Genomic DNA, 21,060 nt, shown 5'->3' on the forward strand with positions numbered 1-21,060 from the left:
CGCGGCCGCACCGAATATGCCGCCCATTTCCCAAGAGGACCACAGCCCCACCTCCAGCGGTACCCCCTAGCCGAAACGAGCAGTACCACCTACCCGGACTAGCCGTACCATCACGCCGTATTTGCCATCCGACGGCGAAACGTACGTCCGCGGCGAGCTGGTCACTGGCATTCCCAAGCGGGTGGGTTATATGTTCCAGTCCGACGCGACGCTGCCATGGCAGACCGTGCTGGATAACGTAGCCTCCGGCCCCCGGTATCAGGGCATGTCGCGCAGCGAGGCCAGGGACAAGGCCCGGGTCTGGGTGGACCGGGTGGGGCTGGCCAAGTTCGAAAAGTATTACCCGCACCAGCTCTCCGGCGGCATGCGCAAACGCGTCTCGCTGGCCCAGACGCTGGTGAATGAGCCGGAAATCATGCTGATGGATGAACCGTTCAGCGCCCTGGATGTGCAGACCCGGCAGCTGATGCAGACCGAGTTGCTCCGGCTCTGGTCAGGCACGGGCGCCGCCATAGTCTTCGTCACCCACGACCTCGAAGAGGCCATTGCACTGGCTGACCGAGTGGTGGTGATGACGGCCAGCCCGGCCACCATCAAGGCGGAATTCACCGTCACTCTCCCCAGGCCGCGCGATGTGGAAGAGGTGCGGCTGACTCCCGAGTTCCTCGCCATTTACCGGCAGGTCTGGAATTCCCTGCGCGAAGAAGTGGATCAGGCCCGCGCTGCTGCGAGCCTGGCCGGATAGGACCATGACCATGACAGCTCCATCATCTGCCCCCTCCAATAAGGCTCAAAAGCCGCTGGCCGCCTACCAACTCTCCCGGGAACGCGAGGCACAGCTTCTGGCCGGTGCGCGGAAATCCGTGCGCGTCACCACCGGCAAAATCTGGGCCCTCCGGGTGCTGATCATTGCCCTCTGGCTGGGCAGCTGGGAGGCCACAGCCACCTATCTGATCGACCCGTTCTTCTACTCCAAGCCGTCCCTGATCTGGGACCGCCTGGTGCAGTGGTTCAGTACCGGAACGCAATTCGGCTCGGTCTGGGAAAACCTGGGATACACCGTCCTCGAGGCGTTGCTCGGATTCATCATCGGCACCGTGGCCGGAATTGTCCTCGGCGTCCTGCTGGGCCGCAGCCGCTTCCTGGCCGAGGTGTTCTCGCCGTTCATCAAGGCCGCCAATGCCGTGCCGCGCATCGTGCTGGCCGCGCTGTTCATTCTGTGGTTCGGTTTCGACATCAGCTCCAAGGTCGCCACCGTCGTCGTGCTGGTGTTCTTCGCCGTGTTCTTCAATGCCTTCACCGGGGCACGGGAAGTGGACGGCAACGTGGTCAACAACGCCCGGATCCTGGGTGCCAGCAAGGCCAAGATCCTGACCTCGATCGTGCTGCCTAGCGCCACCACCTGGATCCTCTCCTCCCTGCACACCGCCTTCGGCTTCGCGCTAATCGGCGCCATCGTCGGTGAATACGCCGGAGCCAAGAAGGGCATGGGCATGTTGATCGCCAACGCCCAGGGTACTTTCGATGCCGCAGGAATCTACGCCGGCATGATCATCGTCACCATCGTGGCTCTGCTGGCGGAAATGCTCATCACCACCGCAGAAAACAAACTCCTCAAATGGCGGCCCTCCGAGGCCAAAACGCAAGCACAAGGAATCTGATGAAAAACCCGAAAATGCAACGACGCACCCTGCAGGCCGCAACACTTCTAGTCACCGCCGCCATGGCCGTCGGGATGAGCGGTTGCCGCAGCAGCAGCACGGCCAACGCCGATGCCGCCGCGAAACCGGAAGTCACCATTATTGTGGGTGGCCTGGAAAAGGTCATATATATGCCCGCCAAGCTGGCCGAAGGTCTGGGATTGTTCGAGAAGGAAGGCGTCAAGGTCAATCTGCTCGGCGAGCAGTCCGGCGCCAGTGCGGAGAACTCGCTGCTGACCGGCGCGTCTCAGGCCGTCGTCGGCTTCTACGACCACACCGTGGACCTGCAGGCGAAGGGCCAGTGCATCACCTCGGTGGCGCAGCTGGCCAATATCCCCGGCGAGGCGGAAGTGGTCTCCACCGCGAAGGCCGATTCGATCACCAGTGCCAAGGACTTCGAGGGCAAGAACCTGGGCATCACCTCGCTGGGCTCGTCCACGGATTTCCTCACCCAGGCCCTCGCCGGGCAGGCGGGCGTGCAGAAATATACGCCGGCAAAGGTCGGAGCCGGGCAGACCTTCATCGCTTCGATGAACAATGGCGGCATTGACGCCGGGATGACCACCGACCCCACCATCGCGCAGCTGGTGCAAAGCGGCCAGGGCAAGGTCCTGATCGATATGCGGACCGAGGAAGGCACCCGCCAGGCCCTTGGCGGCCTCTACCCCGCAGCCTCGGTGTACATGTCCTGCGATTATGTGCAGAAGAACCCGAAGACCGTCCAGAAGGTTGTCAACGCGTTCGTCGGTGCGCTGGACTTCATCACGACGCATACTGCGGCGGAAATCGCGGCCAAAATGCCTTCCGATTATGCCAACTCCGGTGCGGGCCTGTATGAGAAGTCCATCAATGACACCAAGACCATGTTCAACAAGGACGGCAAGATGGACGCGGACGGCGCCAAGAACGTGGTGAAGATCCTCGACCAGTACTCCACGAACGTCTTGGGCAAGGGCTCCACGATCGATCTGTCCAAGACCTACACCACGGAGTTTGTGGACCAGGTTCCGGCCAAGTAGGCAGGCTTTAACAACCTGCGGCTTCACAACCTAGGACGACGGCGGTTCCCCGGTCGGCTGGATCGGGGAACCGCCGTTCGGGGTTCTTCCCGGTGCTGCCCGCAGCTTGTGCGGGACGGGATCACGTTGGCGGTGAAAGCAGCAAGCCGTTGGGCTACGGTTCCCGCCGGCGCAGCCAGGCTGCGGGGGCCTGCACGCCGAAGGCTTCACCGCCGGCGAAGTGGCGCTCCAAGACCCGGGCAAAGGGCCCGTCCGCAACGATCCGCCCGCCGCTGAGCAGCACCAGCCGATTACAGTGCCGGTAGGCGAAGTCCAGGTCGTGGGTGACGAGGGCCACCGCCGCTCCGCGCGCCGATTCTTGGGAAATCGCCTCCGCCAGCCGGTCCAGACCGTCCCGGTCCGTCGCCACCGTCGGCTCGTCCATCACCAGCACAGCCGGACGCCGTGCCAGCACGGTGGCCAGTGCCACCAGCCTCTGCGCCGAGGCCGGCAGCTCGTAGGGGTGCGCCCCGGCCAGTTCGGCCAAGCCGCAGCGCCGCAATGCCTCCTTGATTGCGGCCTCCCGTGCGGCCGGATCGAGTTCCGGCAGTCCGTAGCCGACTTCGCGGGCTACGGTCCGTTCAAAGAGCTGGTCCTGCGGGTCTTGGAACAGATAGGAAACATCCGCGGAAACATTGCCGACAGACTGCCCTGCAATGTCACGGTCCAGGATCCGAACGGTGCCTGACTCGGGCCGGGCCAAGCCGTTGAGGTGGCGCAGCAGGGTGGTTTTGCCGGCGCCGTTCGCCCCCGCGATCGCAACCCGCTCGCCGGCACCAAGGGCCAGATCTACGCCGTCGAGCACGGTCTGTGTCGGCGTCTTGGCGCGCTTCCGGGAGGGAAGGAAAGGCCGACGGCGTTCCGTACCATAGCGGTAAACGACGCCACCCAGCGCGGCCGCGGGGGTCCGGGCGGACGACGTGGGGCATGGCGGCTGAAGTATATTTTCCGCACGATCCGGCGCATCCAGCGGATCGGGGATTACCGGAAGGCGAGCGGCCCAGGCGGACTTCAGCACCGCAGGCCGTGGTCCGGACGCTACCATTTTTCCGCCGTCGAGCAGCAGCATCCGTCCGGCCAGACGCCCGGCACCGCCCAGCTCCGGTGAGAGCAGCACCACGCCAGCCCCACGGTCCAACAGCGATCCGATCACGTTTTCCACGGCGCGCCGGGCGTCCGCGTCCAGGCCGGCCATCGGCTCATCCAGGACCAGCGTCGCGGGGTTCAGCGCAGCCGCAGATGCAATGATCATCCGCCGCTGCTCGCCGCCGGAGAGCTCGGACGGTTTGCGCTCAAGCAGTTCCGTCAGCCCCAGCGCGCTGGCCGTTGTCCGGACCCGCTGTTTCATCAGGCCGTGCTCCATCCCGGCGTTCTCCAGCGCGAAGGCGATCTCCTCCGCGACGGTGGCCGCAACGGTGGACAGCTGGGCGGACGGTATCTGGCCCACATAGGCAATATGCCGGTTCCAGACTGCCGGGTTGATCCGCGGGTTCACTGAGCTTGCGCCGGAAAACACCAGGCTCTCCCCCGCCACCTCAAAGCGGGCCGTCAGCGCCCCGTTATGCCGCCCCGGCAGCACACCGGCCAGGATCCGCGCCAGCGTGGACTTCCCGGAGCCGGACCCACCGGCCACGAGCACACATTCGCTGGCGCCCACGTCCAGCTCGATACCCTGCAGGGTGGGCCGATCCTCGCCCGGGTAATAAAAAGTCTCCAGACTGAGCCGCATCACCGGACACCGCCGGGCGTGAACCAGCCCGGCCCGAACCAAAGCATTAGGAACACCGCCAGGGCTGCCACGGCGAGCCAGCGGATGATTCTCTGCGCTGGAGAATCAGGCACCTCCCGGTAACTGGTACGCGGGCCGCGGCCGCCGAAGCCCCGCGCTTCCAGGGAATCCGCCCTGCTGCCGGCCTCATGCAGCAGGGCCATCACCAGGGGCACCGCCTGCTGCTGGACCGCGCGCAGCCGGCCGCCGGCTCCCTGGCCGGTGACCAGCCCCCGCGACTGCTGCGCCTGGGCAATCCGGCGGGCGCGCCCGCTGACGGCCGGGGCAATGGTGAGGGTGGAACATAGGACAAATCCAAGCTGCGGCGGGAACCGGTACTTGGTGAGCAAGGCCATCAGATCCGCCGGCCGCACACTGAAGGAAAATGCCAGGCACACCACTACGAAAACGGCCGTGCGCAGCCCCATGCCGGCGGCGAATTGAAGTCCCTCCGCCGTCACGCGGACCGGGCCGGCCGTCCAGAGAATGGTCCGGCCCTCGTGGAAGAACAGGCCGTGCGTGAGCAGCAGGGACAACCAGAACGGAACCATGATCACGGCCGCCGCGGGCAGCACCTTGCGCCCCAGCCCGTTAAGGGCCAGCAGTGTAGCCAGCAGCAACAGAACCGCTGCTGAAACCGCCCAGCTGTTGATCGCCGTCGTCGTGACCGCTATGACGACGGCGGCGCTCAGCAGGGTGAGCGGGTTCAGTCCGCCGGGGCCTGCCGGAGAGTCGGGAAGCAAAGACGCTAGGAGGTCTTGGCGCCGGCCAGCACCCGGTGGCGCCGGATGAACGGGAACTGCAAAGTGGTGCGGCGTGGCAGGGCGTAAACCAGCAGCGCCACGACGCTGAAGACGATCGCCTTGTCCATCGGATCCGACAGCAGCGCCTGCTTGGTGATGGCGCTCAGAAGCGAGTCCCCCATCGCCCGGAACGCGCTCACAACGGCCCCCGTCGCAATGCCGGAGGTCCCCCCATACACGAACGCCGCGATCGGCGCCGAGAACACGCCGGCAAAGATTCCGGTGACGAAGCCGGCAACCGGGGCAAGGTAGAACCGCCGGAACAGGCCGTAGCGTGCCGCAAGTCCGGCCAGGAATCCGATCAGCGCGGCACCGGCCGCGAACGGCAGGACGGTGGGGTTGAACAGGGACCAGACGATGCCGCTGAGCGCACCCGTTGCCGCGCCGGCCGCTGGACCGGCGAGCACCGCGATCAGCACTGTGCCGACGGAATCGAGGTAAAACGGCACCAGCGTGCTCCCGATGAACTGACCAAGGACGATGTTCAGCACCAGGGCAACAGGGATCAGCACCAGCGTCGAGGTGGGAACGGTGGGGAGAACGCCGGCAATCAGCAGCACGGCGCCAAGCAGGAAGCCGGACAGCGCCAGCAATGTGGAGCCGCTGGAGAGGCCGTTAGTAAGGTCCGTCGGCTGGGCCAGCACTAAGTAGACGTAGGTTGCGGCGATGGAGGCACCGCCCAGGATTTCCAGCAGGCGGCGGTTACGGCCGGCCGCCTGTCCAGAGGCGGGCAGGGTCAATGAGGAGGAGGACATCAGGAATCCTTGAGAGTACGGAAACGGTCCGCCTATGTCACCTTGGCGCAGTTAACCATTCTAGCCGCTCGGGCTCGCCCCCGACCCCACCATCCCGGCCGTCCGTCCCCGCTGACGGCCAGGCGGTCCGACAGGTTGTCATGGTCAGTGATTGGTCTCCGTGGCCGGCCCGTAGAGGTCCCGGGCCAGACCGCCGAGCGACCTGATCAGCTCCCCAAAACACTGCTCCGGGTCATTGTCCACCACAATCCGGGCGTTGGGCGCCTTACCCCAGAGCCCGCGGAAGTCCGCGACCGTGGTGCCCACCAGCAGCGGCGAGGAGGTTTCGACGTCGACCGTCGCCAGCCGTGTCCGATACGGGGTGCGGTCAGCGGCCACCGCAGCGGCAAACGCGTCGTGCACGTGCGCAATATACCCCTGGTCGTAGAGCCGGTGGAACTCCATATAGAACCGGATGGCGTCCGAGAGGCAGGCCACCAGCGGGTTGTCCGAGCTGCTGCGCTGCCCTTCCGGCTGCCCCGGCAACACCAGCTCCGGGTGTGCTCCAGCAACCTCCGCCAGCCGTGCCAGGTGCTCTGGCCGCATTTCGATCCGTTCCGTGGTTTCCAGCGCACAGACAATCGGCAGCCTGTCCTCCGGCAGCCCCGTGTAGGCCTCGAAGACCTCCCGGGCGGCGTGCGGATCCACCGAAACATTCCATTCGGCGGTGGGCGTGGTGTTGCCCTGGTAATAGAAGCAGCCGCCCATGATCACCAGCCCCTTGAGCAGACGCGGGAGCTCCGGTTCACGCCGCAGCGCCAACGCGAAGTTGGTCAGCGGGCCGGTGATCAGGCCGGTGATCTCCCCCGGATGCGCCCTGACCTGATCCACCCACACGTCGACGGCGTGGCGCTGCGAAATTTGCTGCGCCGGCTGCGGCAGGGCCGCGTATCCGATGCCCTGCGGGCCGTGGGTCTCCTCCGTGGTGACCAGCGGGATCTCCAGCGGCACCTCGGCACCGATCGCTACCTCGATTCCGGCCCGGCCGCAGAGTTCCAGCAGCGAGAGGTTGTTCAGGGCCACCTGGCGGGCACCGACATTGCCGGCCGTACAGGTGACCGCCTGCACCTGCACTTCTGGTCGGGACAGCAGGTACACCAGCGCCATGGCGTCGTCGATGCCGGTATCCATGTCGGCCAAAATCCGATTCATTAGAACAGAGCCACCTTGGGCACCTGCGGGAAAATTACGTCCAGCTCGGCCAGCTCCTGGGCCGACGGCGTCCAGCAGACCGCCGCCGCATTGGCCCGGACCTGCTCGATCTTCGTTGCTCCGGCAATAACGCTGCTGACGGATGGCTGCGCCGCAAGCCAGGAAAACGCCACCTGCACCTCGGTCAGTTCCCGCGCCGCGGCGAACGTGCCGAACTTCCCCAGCTGGTCCCAGTCGGCCTGCGCCAGCAGGTTGGTCCGGGAATGGGTCAGCCTGCTGCCCTCCGGCGCGTTGCCCTTGCTGTACTTGCCGGTGAGCAGCCCGTTGGCGAGCGGGAAGTAGGGCAGCAGGCCGAGCCCGTAGGCCTCCGCCGCGGGAGTGACCTCGAGCTCCGCGCGCCGGTCCAGCAGGTTGTAGTGGTTCTGCGCGGAGATGAACGGCGTGCAGCCGCGGACCCGTGCCGTGAACTCTGCCTCCGCGATCTGCCAGCCGGCGCGGTTGGAATGGCCGATGTAGCGGACCTTCCCGGCGGTGACCAGCTGGTCCAGGGCGGCGAGCGTTTCATCGATGGGAGTGAGCGGATCCGGCGTGTGGAACTGGTAGAGGTCGATCCAGTCGGTCCCGAGCCGGCGCAGCGACGCTTCGGCGGCCTTGACGATGTAGCGGCGCGATCCCCTGCGGCCCCAATCGGCCCCGTTTGCCCCCTCCGTGTCCATTCCGAACTTGGTGGCAACAATGACGTCCCCGCGCCTGCCGGCGAGGGCCTTGCCGAGCATTTCCTCGCTCAGGCCCGGTGTCATGCCGTACGTATCGGCGACGTCAAAGAGCGTGATGCCTTCGTCAATAGCGGCGCCGATCACCGCGTTGGTCCCTTCCTGCCTCTGGGTCGCAGTCCCGGTGCGGCCCAGGTTATTGCAGCCGAGGCCGACGACGGAAACGGTGAGTCCGGAGGTGCCAAGTTGTCGATATTGAGTCATTCGTCCAGCCTACCTGCGCAGAGTCCGGGGCAGACTCCCGGGCAGAGTCTGCGTGCCGGCGCCATGTGCCGGTGAAGTGGACGGATGCCTTGGAATTTTCTAAGGCATCCGTCCAGACAACCGGCAATCCTCCCGAGGCACCGGCTACAGGGTGAAGGTGGCACCCTTCTTCAGCCCGTGTTTGCCCCTGATCTCGTCGAGGTGACCGTAGGGGGCCACTCCGATGCTCAGCTTGGTGACATCCAGATCGGACTCGCGCGCGCAAATTTTGATGCCCGCGACGGCTTTGGCAGCATCCGGAGCCACCGTGAAGATATTGAGCTTCCCTGCCCCGAACTCGCTGCGGTCGACGACGCCGATGCCCCGCCAGGCGAAGAATGACGTAATGCTGCTGGTGGCCTTGCGCTCGAGATACCGGTCCCGTTCCGTCCCCTCCACGGACTTCAAGGCGAACTGGGCGATGACCCAGTACTGCTCCTCCAGCGGAATGACCCGGAACCCGTCCTCGATCGCATGGGTCTCGAAGGCTGCCAGCAGCGCCGCACCGGCGTCGGACGTCTCCGCGGGCGATTCCTTGGTCACGCTTTGATGCCCGACGGCTCCTGCGTTGACCACGAAGACCCCGTCCTCGGCGTCGCGCCATGCTTCACGGAATTCCAGCACGCCGCCGTCGGTCTTTTTGTACATTCTGATAATGCTCATGCCCGCCCGTTCTCAAACCATTTGGTGTCCGTGCCGTCAAACGGCCCCTGCCGCGCCGTCACGGCCGCAAGGATGCGGTCGCATTCGGACCGTATTCCGGTAATAACCTCCGCCGGGTAGCCCATGGCCACCTGGTGTTCGGCAAATTCATCCTCGTCATCGACAAACGCTCCGTGTGCCCGCCTCCGGATGACGTCGAGGTCCATATCGATCAGATGGAACTCAAACACGTGCGGCCGGATCAGGTTCCAGCCGGGGTCCACGGCAAGATCGACATACAGCTCGGTGCCGTCCGGATGCCGTTCATCAAAGAACGTGGCCACGTAACTGCCGCTGCGCGGAATGAGCAGGACCGCGTCGGACGCGGTATAGAGCGCGGCCCCGGGCCGGGAAATGAATTCGTTGCTGCCCTGGAAAATCCACCAGCCATACTGGTCCTCACCCAAATACCGGCCGGGCACCACCCAGTGCGGCTTCGCATTCCATTTCCGGTTCCGCGCCACCACCAGATCCCCGGGTTCGATGCCTTCCGGCCGACTCACAGCTGTGGAAGCTGCCCGGTGTGCGGGGCCTCCTGGCCGGGCATCGGACGGGCAAACGGAACCTTGGTACCCAGCACTTGGGCGACGACGTCCTGTGCCACGCGCTGAGCGGTCAGCCCGACGCGCTTCAGCACCTGCGACCGGCTGCCGTGATCGAGGAATTCGACCGGCAGGCCCACCTCGTTCAGTGCGGTGTCAACGCCAGCCGCGCGCAGTTCCTGGCGGATGCGCGAGCCAATGCCGCCAGCCCGGACGCCGTCTTCAATCACGATGACGATGCGGTGCTGTGCCGCCAACGAGACGACGGAGGGCGGTACCGGCAGCACCCAGCGGGGATCGATAACCGTGGAGCTGATTCCCTGCGCGCCGAGCCGGTTGCAGACGTTCAAAGCCATTTCACTCATCGCCCCGACGCTGACGATCAGCACGTCGTTGTCCGTCGATCCGGCCGGGCGCCGCGCCAGTACGTCCACACCGTCGTCGAGCCTTTCGATGGCCTCGCTCTCGGCGCCGACATTACCCTTGGAATACCGGATGACTGTCGGGGCATCGGAAACGGCCACGGCTTCGCGCAGTTCTTCCCGCAGCCGGGAGGCATCGCGGGGGGCGGCGAGGTGCAGTCCCGGGACGATCTGCAGCATGGACAGGTCCCACATGCCATGGTGGCTGGCGCCGTCCGGGCCGGTCACTCCGGCGCGGTCCAGCACAACGGTGACGCCGGCTTTGTGCAGCGCAACGTCCATCAGCAGCTGGTCAAAGGCGCGGTTCAGGAACGTGGCGTACATCGCGACGATGGGGTGCAGGCCACCGAACGCCATGCCCGCGGCGCTGGTGAGGGCATGCTGTTCGGCGATGCCGACGTCGAAAACCCGGTCCGGATGCCGCTCGGCGAACTTGTGCAGGCCGACGGGGATCAGCATGGCGCCGGTGATGCCAACAATGTCCGGGCGTTCATCGGCGATGTCGGCGATTTCGTCCGCGAAAACGCCTGTCCAGGACCTGCCGCTGGTCCCGCCGACGGGCTCGCCCGTTTCGGGATCAATGACTCCGACGGCATGGAACTGATCCGCTTCGTGTGCCCGGGCGGGGGCGAAGCCGTGGCCCTTTTCAGTAATCGCGTGGACAATGACGGGACCGCCGAAGTTCTTCGCCGCGGTCAGCGCCGCTTCCATGGCTTTTTCATCATGTCCGTTGACGGGCCCGATGTATTTGAGCCCCAGGTTATCGAACAGCCCCTGCGGCGCCCACCAGTCCTTGATGCCGGTTTTCGCCGCGTGCAGGCTCTTGTACACGAACTGTCCGGCCAGGTTTCCGCTTTGCAGCTTCTGCTTGGCCCAGGACATGGTGTCCTCGTACTTGGGATGTGTGCGGACATGGTCGATGGCCGGGCGCATGGAGGCCAAATAGTCGGCGAGGCCGCCGACGGTGGGTGCGTAGGAGCGGCCGTTGTCATTAACGACGACGACGACGCGGCGTCGTTTGTCCGCGGCAATGTTGTTCAGGGCTTCCCAGGTCATTCCGCCGGTCAGCGCGCCGTCGCCAACGACGGCGACGACGTAGCGCTCTCCTTCTCCGGTGAGCTGGCGGGCACGGGAGATGCCGTCCGCCCAGGAGAGCGAGGACGACGCGTGGGAGCTTTCCACGATGTCGTGGACCGATTCCGCTCGGGACGGGTACCCGGAGAGCCCGCCTTGCTGTCGGAGCGTGGAGAAGTCCTGCCGGCCGGTGACCAGCTTATGCACATAGGACTGGTGCCCGGTGTCAAAAACGATGCTGTCCCGAGGAGAATCGAATACCCGGTGGATGGCGAGCGTCAGTTCGACGACGCCGAGATTGGGCCCGAGGTGGCCGCCGGTTGCGGACACATTAGTGATCAGGAAGCTGCGGATCTCCTCCGCCAACTGATCCATTTGCGCGCCGTTGAGTTTGCTCAGGTCAGCCGGGTGCCGGATCGTCTCTAAAAGTCCCATAGGTCCTCTCCTAGGATCGACCATTTGTCGACTCATTCTAGCGCCTGTATGCGGCCGGTCATGCCCCGGCGCACGGCGCGGGCCCCGGCCCGGACGGCAATCCGTCCGGACCGGGGCCCGCGCTCGACCGGCATATTCAGCCCGACAAGCTTCATCGGCGCCGCATAGGGCAGGATCAGTTCGTGGCTGAGATCTGACGCAGCACGTACTGCAGGATGCCGCCGTTACGGTAGTAATCGGCTTCGCCTGGCGTGTCGATGCGCAGCACGGCGTCAAAGGACGTATCCGTGCCGTCTTCTGCCGTGGCCGTGACCTTGAGCGTCTTCGGTGTGCTGCCTTCGTTCAGGGCGGTGACCCCTGAAACGGAGAATACCTCGGTGCCGGTCAATCCCAGCGACTGGGCATTTTGGCCGGCCGGATACTGCAGCGGCAGGACCCCCATGCCGATTAGATTGGAGCGGTGGATGCGCTCGTAGCTCTCGGCGACGACCGCCCTGACCCCCAGCAGCGCGGTGCCCTTGGCGGCCCAGTCGCGTGAGGAACCGGAGCCGTATTCCTTGCCGGCCAGGACCACCAGCGGGATCCCGGCAGCCTGGTAGTTGACCGAGGCATCGTACACGCGGGCCTGCGGCGCATCGGCTTGGCTGAAGTCGCGGGTGAAACCGCCCTCGACGCCGGCGCCGTTGTTTTCGGCCGCGAGCAGTTGGTTCCTGATCCGGATGTTGGCGAACGTTCCGCGGATCATGACCTCGTGGTTTCCGCGGCGGGAACCATAGGAGTTGAAGTCCTTCCGCTCCACCCCATGGGCCAGCAGATACTGGCCCGCCGGCGTGTCCGACTTGAAGGAACCGGCCGGGGAGATGTGGTCCGTGGTGACGGAATCCCCCAACATCAGCAGGACGCGTGCACCGGCAATGTCCTCGACCGGGTCCGGCTGGGCCTTCATGCCCTCGAAGTAGGGGGGCTTGCGGACATAGGTGGAGTCCTCCGCCCAGGCGAAGGTGTCACCCTTGGGCGTGTCGAGGGACTGCCAGCGCTCGTCGCCCTCGAAGATCGTGGCGTAGGACTTCGTGAACATGTCCTTGTCGATCGACGCGTCCATGACCTGCTGGACCTCCGTCGGGTTCGGCCAGATGTCCTTCAGAAAGACGTCGTTGCCGTTCTCATCCTGGCCCAACGGGTCCTCGTCGAAGTCGAAGTCCATCGACCCGGCCAGGGCATAGGCTATCACCAGCGGCGGCGACGCCAGGTAGTTCATCTTCACGTCCGGATTGATGCGGCCTTCGAAGTTGCGGTTACCGGAGAGGACGGCCGTGACGGCCAGGTCGTGCTCGGCGATCGCGGCGGAGATTTCTTCCTCCAGCGGGCCGGAGTTACCGATGCAGGTGGCGCAGCCGTAGCCGACGGTGTAGAAGCCCAGCTTTTCCAGGTACGGGATCAGGCCGGACTTTTCGTAGTAGTCGGTGACGACCTTGGACCCTGGGGCCACGGAGGTCTTCACCCACGGCTTCGAAGCCAGGCCCTTGTTGACGGCGTTGCGGGCCAGCACTGCGGCGGCCAGCATGACCGATGGGTTGGAGGTGTTGGTGCAGGAGGTGATGGAGGCGATGCTCACGGCCCCGTGGTCGAGCTCGAATTCGCGGCCATCGGCCATCCGCACCTGGACCGGTTCACTGACGCGTCCGGCTGCGCCATGGGCCGCCGAGTACTTCGGCGGCTCGCGGTCCGTGTCGGTGACCTTGGTGTCCGGCTGCGTGAACGACGGCGGATCCGAGGCCGGGAAGCTCTCCTCCAGCGACTCGTCGACCGTCCCCGCGTCGGCCTCGTGGGCGACGTAGTTCAGGATGTCGTTGCGGAACTCGTCCTTGGCGTTGGTCAGTTCGATGCGGTCCTGCGGGCGCTTTGGTCCGGCAATGGAGGAAACCACCGTGGACAGGTCCAATTCGAGGTATTCGGAGAACTTAATGTCGATGGACGGATCGTGCCACAGACCTTGTTCCTTAGCATAGGCCTCGACCAGCGCCAGCTGATCGTCGCTGCGACCGGTCAGGCGCAGGTAGTCCATGGTGACCTGATCAATCGGGAACATTGCCGCAGTGGAGCCGAATTCCGGGCTCATATTGCCAATCGTGGCACGGTTGGCCAGCGGCACCGCGGCAACGCCTTCGCCGTAGAATTCGACAAACTTTCCGACCACGCCGTGGTTACGGAGCATCTCGGTGATGGTCAGCACCACATCGGTCGCGGTGGCACCGGCGGGGATCAAACCGGTCAGTTTCAACCCGACGACGCGGGGAATCAGCATGGAGACGGACTGGCCGAGCATGGCGGCCTCCGCCTCGATGCCGCCGACGCCCCAACCGAGCACGCCCAGGCCGTTGACCATGGTGGTGTGCGAGTCCGTGCCGACGCAGGTGTCCGGGTAGGCGCGCAACGTCTTTACGCCGTCGACCTCCACCGTGCGGGTCATGACGGTGCGGGCCAGGTACTCGATGTTGACCTGGTGGACGATGCCCATGCCCGGGGGGACAACCTTGAAGTCATCAAAAGCCGTCTGGCCCCAGCGCAGGAACTGGTAACGCTCACCGTTGCGCTGGTACTCGATGTCCATATTGCGTTCGACGGCGTCAGCGCTACCAAACACATCGATCTGCACCGAGTGGTCAATCACCATTTCAGCCGGAGCGAGCGGGTTGACCCGGGTGGGATCCCCACCGAGTTCCTTGACGGCCTCGCGCATGGTGGCCAGGTCAACGATGCAGGGAACCCCGGTGAAGTCCTGCATGATGACGCGGGCCGGCGTGAACTGAATCTCCGTATCGGGCTGCGCGTCCGGGTTCCAGCCGGCGAGGGCGCGCACGTGGTCCGCGGTGATATTGGCACCGTCCTCGGTGCGCAGCAAATTCTCCAGCAATATTTTAAGGCTGTACGGAAGGCGTTGTGCCCCTTCTACCGAATTCAACCGGAAAATCTCGTATTCGGTCCCGGCTACGTCTAGTACGCCTTTGGAACCAAAACTGTCCACATTCGTCATCGTTGGACTCCTCTCGCCACAGCTTTTATCTTTGCCACGCGGCGCCTGACCCGCTAGTTAGGAGGTCCTTACTCGCGCTCGGACACGGCTCCCCGTTTTTTCAGGAACCGGTACAAGAATTCGATCGCCGTGCAGCCCAGTACTACTACTCCTATCGTAGCCGCCAGCAGCCGGCCGCCCGGAATCTGCAGGGCGAAGAAGGCCCGCCCGAAGGGAACTGCAAGGATCAGGGCCAGCACCAGGATCAGGGCCACCAGCAGCAGCGCCCGCCACTTATCGAACGGCCGGGCCAGTGCCGAGAGCACCCACAGGGCCACCAGCAGGACCGTGACCGTTGTCGCCGTCTGGCCGGCCTGGACCTGGGCCCCGGGATCAAGCGCCGGGTCCGCGAAGGCGCGTGAGTAGCCGTACACCGACAGGATGCACGCACTGATGATCACTCCCGCGGGGACGGAAAACATCAGGCAGCGCCGCAGGAACCCTGGTTGGTAGCGGCGCTTATTGGGCAGCAGCGCCAGGAAGAACGCCGGGATGCCGATCGTGAGCGAACTGACGATGGAAAGCTGACGGGGCAGGAAGGGGTACTGCCACAGCAGCAGTCCGATCACCAGCGAAATGATCACCGCGTAGGCGGTCTTGGTGAGGAACAGATTAGCGACCCGTTCGACGTTCGCAATCACCCGCCGGCCTTCGGCCACCACCGACGGCATCCGGGAAAACTGGCCATCCAGCAGCACCAACCGGGACACTGCCTTCGTCGCGGCGGCACCGGAACCCATGGCGATGCCGATGTCGGCGCTCTTGAGCGCCAGGGCGTCATTGACGCCGTCGCCGGTCATCGCGACCACATACCCCCGCCCCTGCAGGGCCAGCACAATGGATTTTTTCTGTTCCGGGGACACCCGTCCCAGCACGTGCTCGCGCTCCAGCACCTCCCCCATGGCCGCCACATCATCGGGAAGCCCGCGGGCGTCGTACCCGTGCTGCGCATCCGAAAAGCCCACGGCACGGGCCACCGCCGCAACGGTGCGGGGATTGTCGCCGGAGATAATGCGCAACGCAACGCCCTGTTCGCGGAAGTAGGACAGCGTTTGAGCAGCGTCGGAGCGGATCTTCTCCCGAAAGGTGAGCAGCGCCACCGGGGTGAGGGTACCCGGCAACACGCCCGCGGAGACCTGTTCGACGGCGAAAGGTGACGGGGTGTGCGCCAGCAGCAGAGCGCGCAGACCCTGGGCGGATAGCTGCGCCGCGTGCTCCAGCGTCTGCGCGTGGCCAGGAGCCTGCGCGTCCAACAGCATCTCCGGTGCGCCGAAGAACCAGCCGGCGCCCGAACCGACCGGCCTCCCGTCGTCGGGAGCGCTGACACCGCCGGGAGAACCATCGAATCCCACGGCACTGTACTTGCGGACGCTGTTGAACGGGACCACCCGGGCGGGCGATCCGGCGGGCGTGCGGACAAATTCGGGCCGCAGCGCGGCGGCGGTGGCATTGGCGTTGTCATCCGAGCCGAAATAGCCGAGGGCCTCTTCCCAGCCCGGCGGCGGGGCATCGCCGAGCAAATGCCGGCCCTCGAGGACAATCAGGCCCTCCGTCAGCGTTCCGGTTTTGTCCAGGCAAACCATGTCCACCCGGGCCAGACCCTCAACCGCGGGCAGTTCCTGCACCAGCACTTGCCGCCGGGCCAGCGTCACCGCCGCCAGCGCGAAGGAAATACTCGTCAGCAGCACCAGCCCTTCCGGAATCATGGCCACAATGCTGGCCACCGCACCGACCACCGCACCTTTCCATCCTCCGGAGGCCAGCGCCGGGCCCCAGCCGCCGCGGGCCTGGATCTGGCCGTTGATCACCAGCAGTACAATCGGAATCAACGCCCAGCTGATGTACACAATAATGCGGTTGATCGCGTTGCGGATTTCCGAGTTGACCAGCGAAAAACGCTTCGCCTCCGCCGTCAGCTTGCTGGCATAAGACTCCGCTCCGGCCCGGATCACCCGCGCCGTCCCGGACCCGGCCACGACGGACGAGCCGGAGAGGACCTCGTCCCCGGCGTTCTTGACGACTGCATCCGATTCCCCGCTGAGCAGGGATTCATCGACGTCAAGACCCTCCGCAGTGAGCACGAGCGCATCGGCCGGGACCTGATCCCCTGCCCGCAGCACCAGCACGTCGTCGTGCAGCACGGCACCCACGCTAAGCTCCAGCACCGTATCGGCCCGCAGCACATGGGCCTTGGGCGCGTGCAGGACCGCCAGCCGGTCCAGCGTGCGTTTGGCCCGGAATTCCTGGACCACACCGATGGCTGTGTTGGCGACGACGATGAAACCGAAGAGCGCGTCGCGCGGGTCCCCCACCAGTAGGACGATCACCAGGCACGCACCCAGCACACCGTTAAAGAGGGTGAAAAGGTTCGCCCGCAGAATCTGCCAGATGCTCCTGCTGCCCTCGTGCGGCACGGCATTGGTCAGCCCGGCGGCGGTCCGCTCCTGGATCTGAGCGGCATCCAGCCCGTGCTCCGCCAGCGCGGCCTCGTTCAGCGGCCGCAGTGCTCCGCGGGCCAGCGCCAGGGCGGCCAGATGTGCAGCGGCGCGCGCCGACGGGCCCGCCGTGAGAGGGGTGGATTTCGTCGCCCCCGTTTTCCTCCACGGCCTGGTCTTACCCGACGCCCCCGGCTTCACCGACTGACCCGGCTTCGCCGCGGGCGCTGGCGTCAAGAACCGGCTCCCGGCGTGAGCAGGGCAACTGTCTCCAGATGATGCGTGTGCGGGTACAGGTCGAAGGCCCGCAGCTTCGACAGGTTCCAGCCGGCCGCCCGGAAGTAGCCGACGTCCCGGGCGAATGACGCCGGGTCACAAGAAACGTAGACGACGGCGCGGGGAGCCAAAGCGATCAGCTGGCGCACCACCGTTTTACCGGCTCCGGCCCGCGGCGGATCCAGTACGACGGCGTCAAACCGGCTGTTGGGCTGACCACGCCTCGCCTGCAGCACCCGCTCCACCCGGCCGCGCTGGATCTCCACGTGGGCCGCCGCATGCAGGTTTTTGCGGGCGTCCTTGCTGGTGCCCACTGATCCTTCCACGGACAGTACCGAGCCGGAAGGGCCTACTGCGTCGGCCAGTGAGGCGGTAAACAGCCCCGCGCCGGCGTACAGATCGGCCACGGCGGCGCCGGGGAATAGATACCCCGTCTTACCTCGCCCGTCCGGCCTGCCTGACGCGTCCGCACCGTCCGTTCCGCCGCGGCCCCCCGCGCTGCCGGCCCCGTCTGCCTCGCCCGTGAGGAAGTCCATCGCCGCCCCGGTAAGCACCTCCGGCGCACGTCTGTGGATCTGCCAGAAGCCGCCGCCGCTGACGCGGAATTCATGCCCGGCAGCAGATTCCGAGACCCAGCCTCGGCCGTTGACGGGTGTGAGCGCTCCGCTCTCCGGTTCCCAGCCCGCGACGGAGACGGCCGAGCCGGTGGCCGCTGCAGGTCCAGCCACGGAGTCCGGCGCATCCGCAGCTCGCGCTGCTGCTCCCGCTCCTGTTCCCTGTGTTCCCTGTGTTCCCTGTGTTCCCTGTGTTCCCGCTGTGCCCGGCGATCCCGCCGCATGGTGCTGAAGCTGCGCTGCGATGCGCTTCAGGGCCAGTCCCCTGGCCTTGGCGGAGAGCTGCGGATCAGTGGCCAACAGCACCAGCGGCGCCGAGCCATTGGCCGGTGCCGATACCTCGATGCGGACAATGCCTGACAGATCGATTTCCCACAGGCGCAGGGCATTGATGTCCACAGAGGCCAGCGGCATTTCACGGATCGGCAGGACAGCCTCCGAGCGGTGGGCGTGCATGCCGAGCCGGCCGGGAGCCACGGGGACGGCAGAGCCAGCGACCGCAGGGCCCGACACGGCAGAGCCAGCGACCGCAGGGCCCGACACGGCAGAGCCGCTGTCAGTGGTCCCTGTCACAGCAAAGCCGGCGCGCGTCCGCCAGCCCAGGGCAGCACCATGGGCGTCAGCACCGCCAGAGGCAGGCCTGTCGGAATCAACATCCTCGACACCCGCGGCCAGCAGCGCCGACCCGGAACTTTCGCTGCCCGCGGCCCGCTCCCCGTCTGCACCACCGGTTCCGCCGGTTCCGCCGCCAGCTCTCCCGCCGGTTCGGTCGCCCGTTCCAATGCCGAGGTCAATGCCAGCAAGCCGCCGCAGCTGCTCGGCCAACACGTCCGCCTTGAGCCGGCGCTGACGTTCACGGCTGATGTGCCCGAACTCGGCCCCGCCGACGGGCAACCGCCCGGCGGCCGCCGCCTTGAGGGCGTCGGCTTCGGCCCAGAAGTGCGGAACCCGGTCCGCGGACGCTTCCAGCACGTCGGTGACATCCGCGCGCCAAAAGGATGCGTCGTCGTCGTGCTCGGTCAACGCAACCCGCACCACTTCGCCCGGAATGCCGTGCCGGACAAATATCACCCGACCCTCGTGCCGGGCCACGCAATGGCCACCGTGCGCCACCGGACCCAAGGTGAGGGTCAGCGTCTGCAGGTTATTCACCGGTCGTGCTCCTGGCATCAGTGTAAGTCCTGAAATTTCTGTGCGTCTTCGGAGGATTTCAGCTGCCACGGCACGCTGGCCACCATCACGCCCGGCTGGAAATGCAGCCGCGTCTTGATCCGCAGCGCCGTCTGGTTATGCACCAGCTGCTCCCACCATTTACCCACCACATATTCCGGGATGTACACCACGATCAGATCACGCGGGGAATCCCGGCGCATGGTGGTGATGTAGTCCATGATCGGCGTAATGGTTTCACGGTATGGGCTGGCCAGCACCGTCAGCGGTACCGGAATGGCCAACTTTTCCCAGTCCTGGATCGTCTGCTCGGTCTCCACCGGGTCCAGATCCACCGTGATGGCGTCGAGCCGGGAGGGACGCGACGCCCGCGCATACGCCAGCGCCCGCAGCACCGGTTTGCGCACATGCGACACCAACAGCACCGCGTGCACCCGAGACGGCAGGGCCCGGGGCGAGGAATCCTCGTCCACGGCCAGCTCCTTGGCCACTCTCTCGTAGTGCATCCGTATGCTCAGCATGATCATGAACAGGAAGAACATGGCCAGCAGTGCGATCCACGCGCCCTGCTCAAATTTGGTGATCAGCACAATGATCAGCACCGTCAGCGTCATCAGGAAGCCGACGCCGTTGATCACCCTCGACCTCAGCATCCGCACTCGTGAGACTTTGTCATTGACCGTGCGCAACAGTCTCGTCCAGTGCCGGACCATGCCTATCTGGCTGGCGGTAAAGGAGATGAACACTCCTACGATGTAGAGCTGAATAAGTTTGGTCACGTCGGCGTCGAAGGCGATGATCAGCACCAGCGCGCCCACGGCCAGGGCGATGACGCCGTTGCTGAACGCGAGCCTGTCACCGCGGGTGCGCAGCTGCCGAGGCAGATAACCGTCCTGGGCCAGGATCGAGGCCAGCACCGGAAAGCCATTGAACGCGGTATTGGACGCAAAGACCAGGATGACGCCGGTGGCGGCCACAATGATGAAGAACAGAATGGAACCTGTGCCAAAGACCGTGCCGGCGATCTGGCTGATGACGGGGTTCTGCACGTAACCGTCCGGCAGAGCCTGGCCATTGAGCCTGAATTCACTCACCGGATCCTGCGCCATCTGGACTCCGGTTGTCCTAGCGAGGTACAGGATGCCGGCGATCATTGCGGCGGCGATCGCTCCCAGCAGCAACAGCGTGGTAGCAGCATTCTTGCTCTTAGGCTTCTGAAAATTTGGCACACCGTTGCTTATGGCCTCCACACCCGTCAATGCAGCGGCGCCCGACGAGAACGCCCGCAACAGCAGGAATCCCCCGGCCAGTCCCACCAGTCCGTTTTCGAAATCCGACTGCGGAACAATATCGAAAGCGGCCGACGGCGCCCGTCCCAGGTTTCCGGTCACCGCCTCGATCAGCCCCGTCACCGTCATCCCGAGAATACAGAAGATGAAGATATAGGTGGGGACGGCAAAAACGCTGCCGGCTTCCTTGATTCCACGCAGATTCACCAGAGCCAGCAGCACCACTCCGATCGTCGCCACCAAGGCCTGGGTCCCGTGCATCCCGGGAACCGCCGTGGCCAGGTAATTGGCTGCGGAAGACATGGATACCGCGACGGTCAGGACGTAGTCCACGAGCAGCGCGGAAGCGACCGTCAGGCCCGCGGTCTTGCCGAGATTAACATTGGCGATCTCATAGTCCCCGCCGCCGGAGGGATACGCATGCACATTCTGCCGGTAGGACGCGACGACGGTCAGCAGCACTATCATCACCGCAATGCCCACCCACGGCGCCAAGGTGACAGCCGCTGCGCCGGCCAGAGCTAGGGTCAACAGGATTTCGTCCGGGGCATAGGCCACGGAGGAGAGCGCGTCAGAGGCATAAACCGGCAGCGCGATCCGCTTCGGCAGGAGCGTGTGGGCAAGACTGTCGTTCCGGAAGGGACGACCGACCAGCACCCGCTTAAATGCGTTGAAAAAAGTCAGCACGGTTCTACCTTTGAGGCTCATATGCGGCCAAGGCAGGGACCAGCCTTGGC

General features: G+C 65.4%; 15 protein-coding genes. 3 read left to right on the plus strand and 12 right to left on the minus strand.

The window, feature by feature from the left end; translation table 11 throughout:
* The first annotated feature begins 121 nt into the window (after positions 1–121).
* From QMG52_RS15135 to QMG52_RS15145, 3 genes are read left to right on the plus strand one after another with little or no spacing between them, the layout of a single operon-like run.
* On the plus strand, positions 122–745 hold the full coding sequence (locus tag QMG52_RS15135) for an ABC transporter ATP-binding protein (RefSeq protein WP_283561236.1): 624 nt from the start codon (positions 122–124) through the stop codon (positions 743–745).
* Positions 746–755: 10 nt separating this feature from the next.
* Positions 756–1,661 (plus strand): ABC transporter permease, encoded by a 906-nt coding sequence (locus QMG52_RS15140; protein ID WP_283561237.1) that lies wholly within the window; start codon positions 756–758, stop codon positions 1,659–1,661.
* Positions 1,661–2,719, plus strand: coding sequence for an ABC transporter substrate-binding protein (locus tag QMG52_RS15145; RefSeq protein WP_283561238.1), 1,059 nt, complete (start codon positions 1,661–1,663; stop codon positions 2,717–2,719). Before QMG52_RS15140 ends, QMG52_RS15145 begins: the two co-directional genes overlap by 1 nt.
* A 154-nt stretch (positions 2,720–2,873) precedes the next feature.
* Here the strand turns inward: QMG52_RS15145 and QMG52_RS15150 are convergent, their stop codons facing one another.
* The 12 genes from QMG52_RS15150 to QMG52_RS15205 form a co-directional block, all read right to left on the minus strand.
* A complete protein-coding gene (locus QMG52_RS15150) occupies positions 2,874–4,487 on the minus strand; it encodes an ABC transporter ATP-binding protein (RefSeq protein WP_283561283.1) in 1,614 nt (537 codons plus the stop codon).
* Positions 4,487–5,269 carry an energy-coupling factor transporter transmembrane component T gene (locus QMG52_RS15155; RefSeq protein ID WP_283561239.1) on the minus strand — a complete coding sequence of 261 codons (783 nt, stop codon included), beginning with the start codon at positions 5,267–5,269 and terminating at the stop codon, positions 4,487–4,489. Before QMG52_RS15155 ends, QMG52_RS15150 begins: the two co-directional genes overlap by 1 nt.
* Before the next feature lie 5 nt (positions 5,270–5,274).
* On the minus strand, positions 5,275–6,084 hold the full coding sequence (locus tag QMG52_RS15160; protein WP_283561240.1) for an ECF transporter S component: 810 nt from the start codon (positions 6,082–6,084) through the stop codon (positions 5,275–5,277).
* A 144-nt stretch (positions 6,085–6,228) separates the two neighbouring features.
* A complete protein-coding gene (locus QMG52_RS15165) occupies positions 6,229–7,275 on the minus strand; it encodes a nucleoside hydrolase (RefSeq protein ID WP_283561241.1) in 1,047 nt (348 codons plus the stop codon).
* Positions 7,275–8,252, minus strand: a complete 978-nt coding sequence (locus QMG52_RS15170) for an aldo/keto reductase (RefSeq protein ID WP_283561242.1) — start codon at positions 8,250–8,252, stop codon at positions 7,275–7,277. The genes QMG52_RS15165 and QMG52_RS15170 overlap by 1 nt, the downstream gene beginning before the upstream one ends.
* 144 nt (positions 8,253–8,396) lie before the next feature.
* Complete coding sequence (locus tag QMG52_RS15175; RefSeq protein WP_283561243.1) at positions 8,397–8,954, minus strand: hypothetical protein; 558 nt, start codon at positions 8,952–8,954, stop codon at positions 8,397–8,399.
* Positions 8,951–9,496: a DUF402 domain-containing protein gene (locus QMG52_RS15180; RefSeq protein WP_283561244.1), complete on the minus strand. Its 546-nt coding sequence runs from the start codon at positions 9,494–9,496 to the stop codon at positions 8,951–8,953. The genes QMG52_RS15175 and QMG52_RS15180 overlap by 4 nt, the downstream gene beginning before the upstream one ends.
* Positions 9,493–11,466 carry a 1-deoxy-D-xylulose-5-phosphate synthase gene (gene dxs / locus QMG52_RS15185; RefSeq protein WP_283561245.1) on the minus strand — a complete coding sequence of 658 codons (1,974 nt, stop codon included), beginning with the start codon at positions 11,464–11,466 and terminating at the stop codon, positions 9,493–9,495. Before dxs ends, QMG52_RS15180 begins: the two co-directional genes overlap by 4 nt.
* A 175-nt stretch (positions 11,467–11,641) precedes the next feature.
* Positions 11,642–14,500: an aconitate hydratase gene (locus QMG52_RS15190; protein ID WP_283561246.1), complete on the minus strand. Its 2,859-nt coding sequence runs from the start codon at positions 14,498–14,500 to the stop codon at positions 11,642–11,644.
* 68 nt (positions 14,501–14,568) lie between these two features.
* Positions 14,569–17,211, minus strand: coding sequence for an HAD-IC family P-type ATPase (locus tag QMG52_RS15195; RefSeq protein ID WP_349361733.1), 2,643 nt, complete (start codon positions 17,209–17,211; stop codon positions 14,569–14,571).
* Positions 17,208–19,016, minus strand: a complete 1,809-nt coding sequence (locus QMG52_RS15200) for a class I SAM-dependent RNA methyltransferase (RefSeq protein WP_283561247.1) — start codon at positions 19,014–19,016, stop codon at positions 17,208–17,210. Before QMG52_RS15200 ends, QMG52_RS15195 begins: the two co-directional genes overlap by 4 nt.
* Positions 19,017–19,033: 17 nt before the next feature.
* Positions 19,034–21,031 carry an APC family permease gene (locus tag QMG52_RS15205; protein WP_502920545.1) on the minus strand — a complete coding sequence of 666 codons (1,998 nt, stop codon included), beginning with the start codon at positions 21,029–21,031 and terminating at the stop codon, positions 19,034–19,036.
* Between the last annotated feature and the right edge of the window lie 29 nt (positions 21,032–21,060).

The sequence above is a fragment of the Paenarthrobacter sp. PH39-S1 genome (genome assembly GCF_030063245.1).
GTDB lineage: Bacteria > Actinomycetota > Actinomycetes > Actinomycetales > Micrococcaceae > Arthrobacter_M.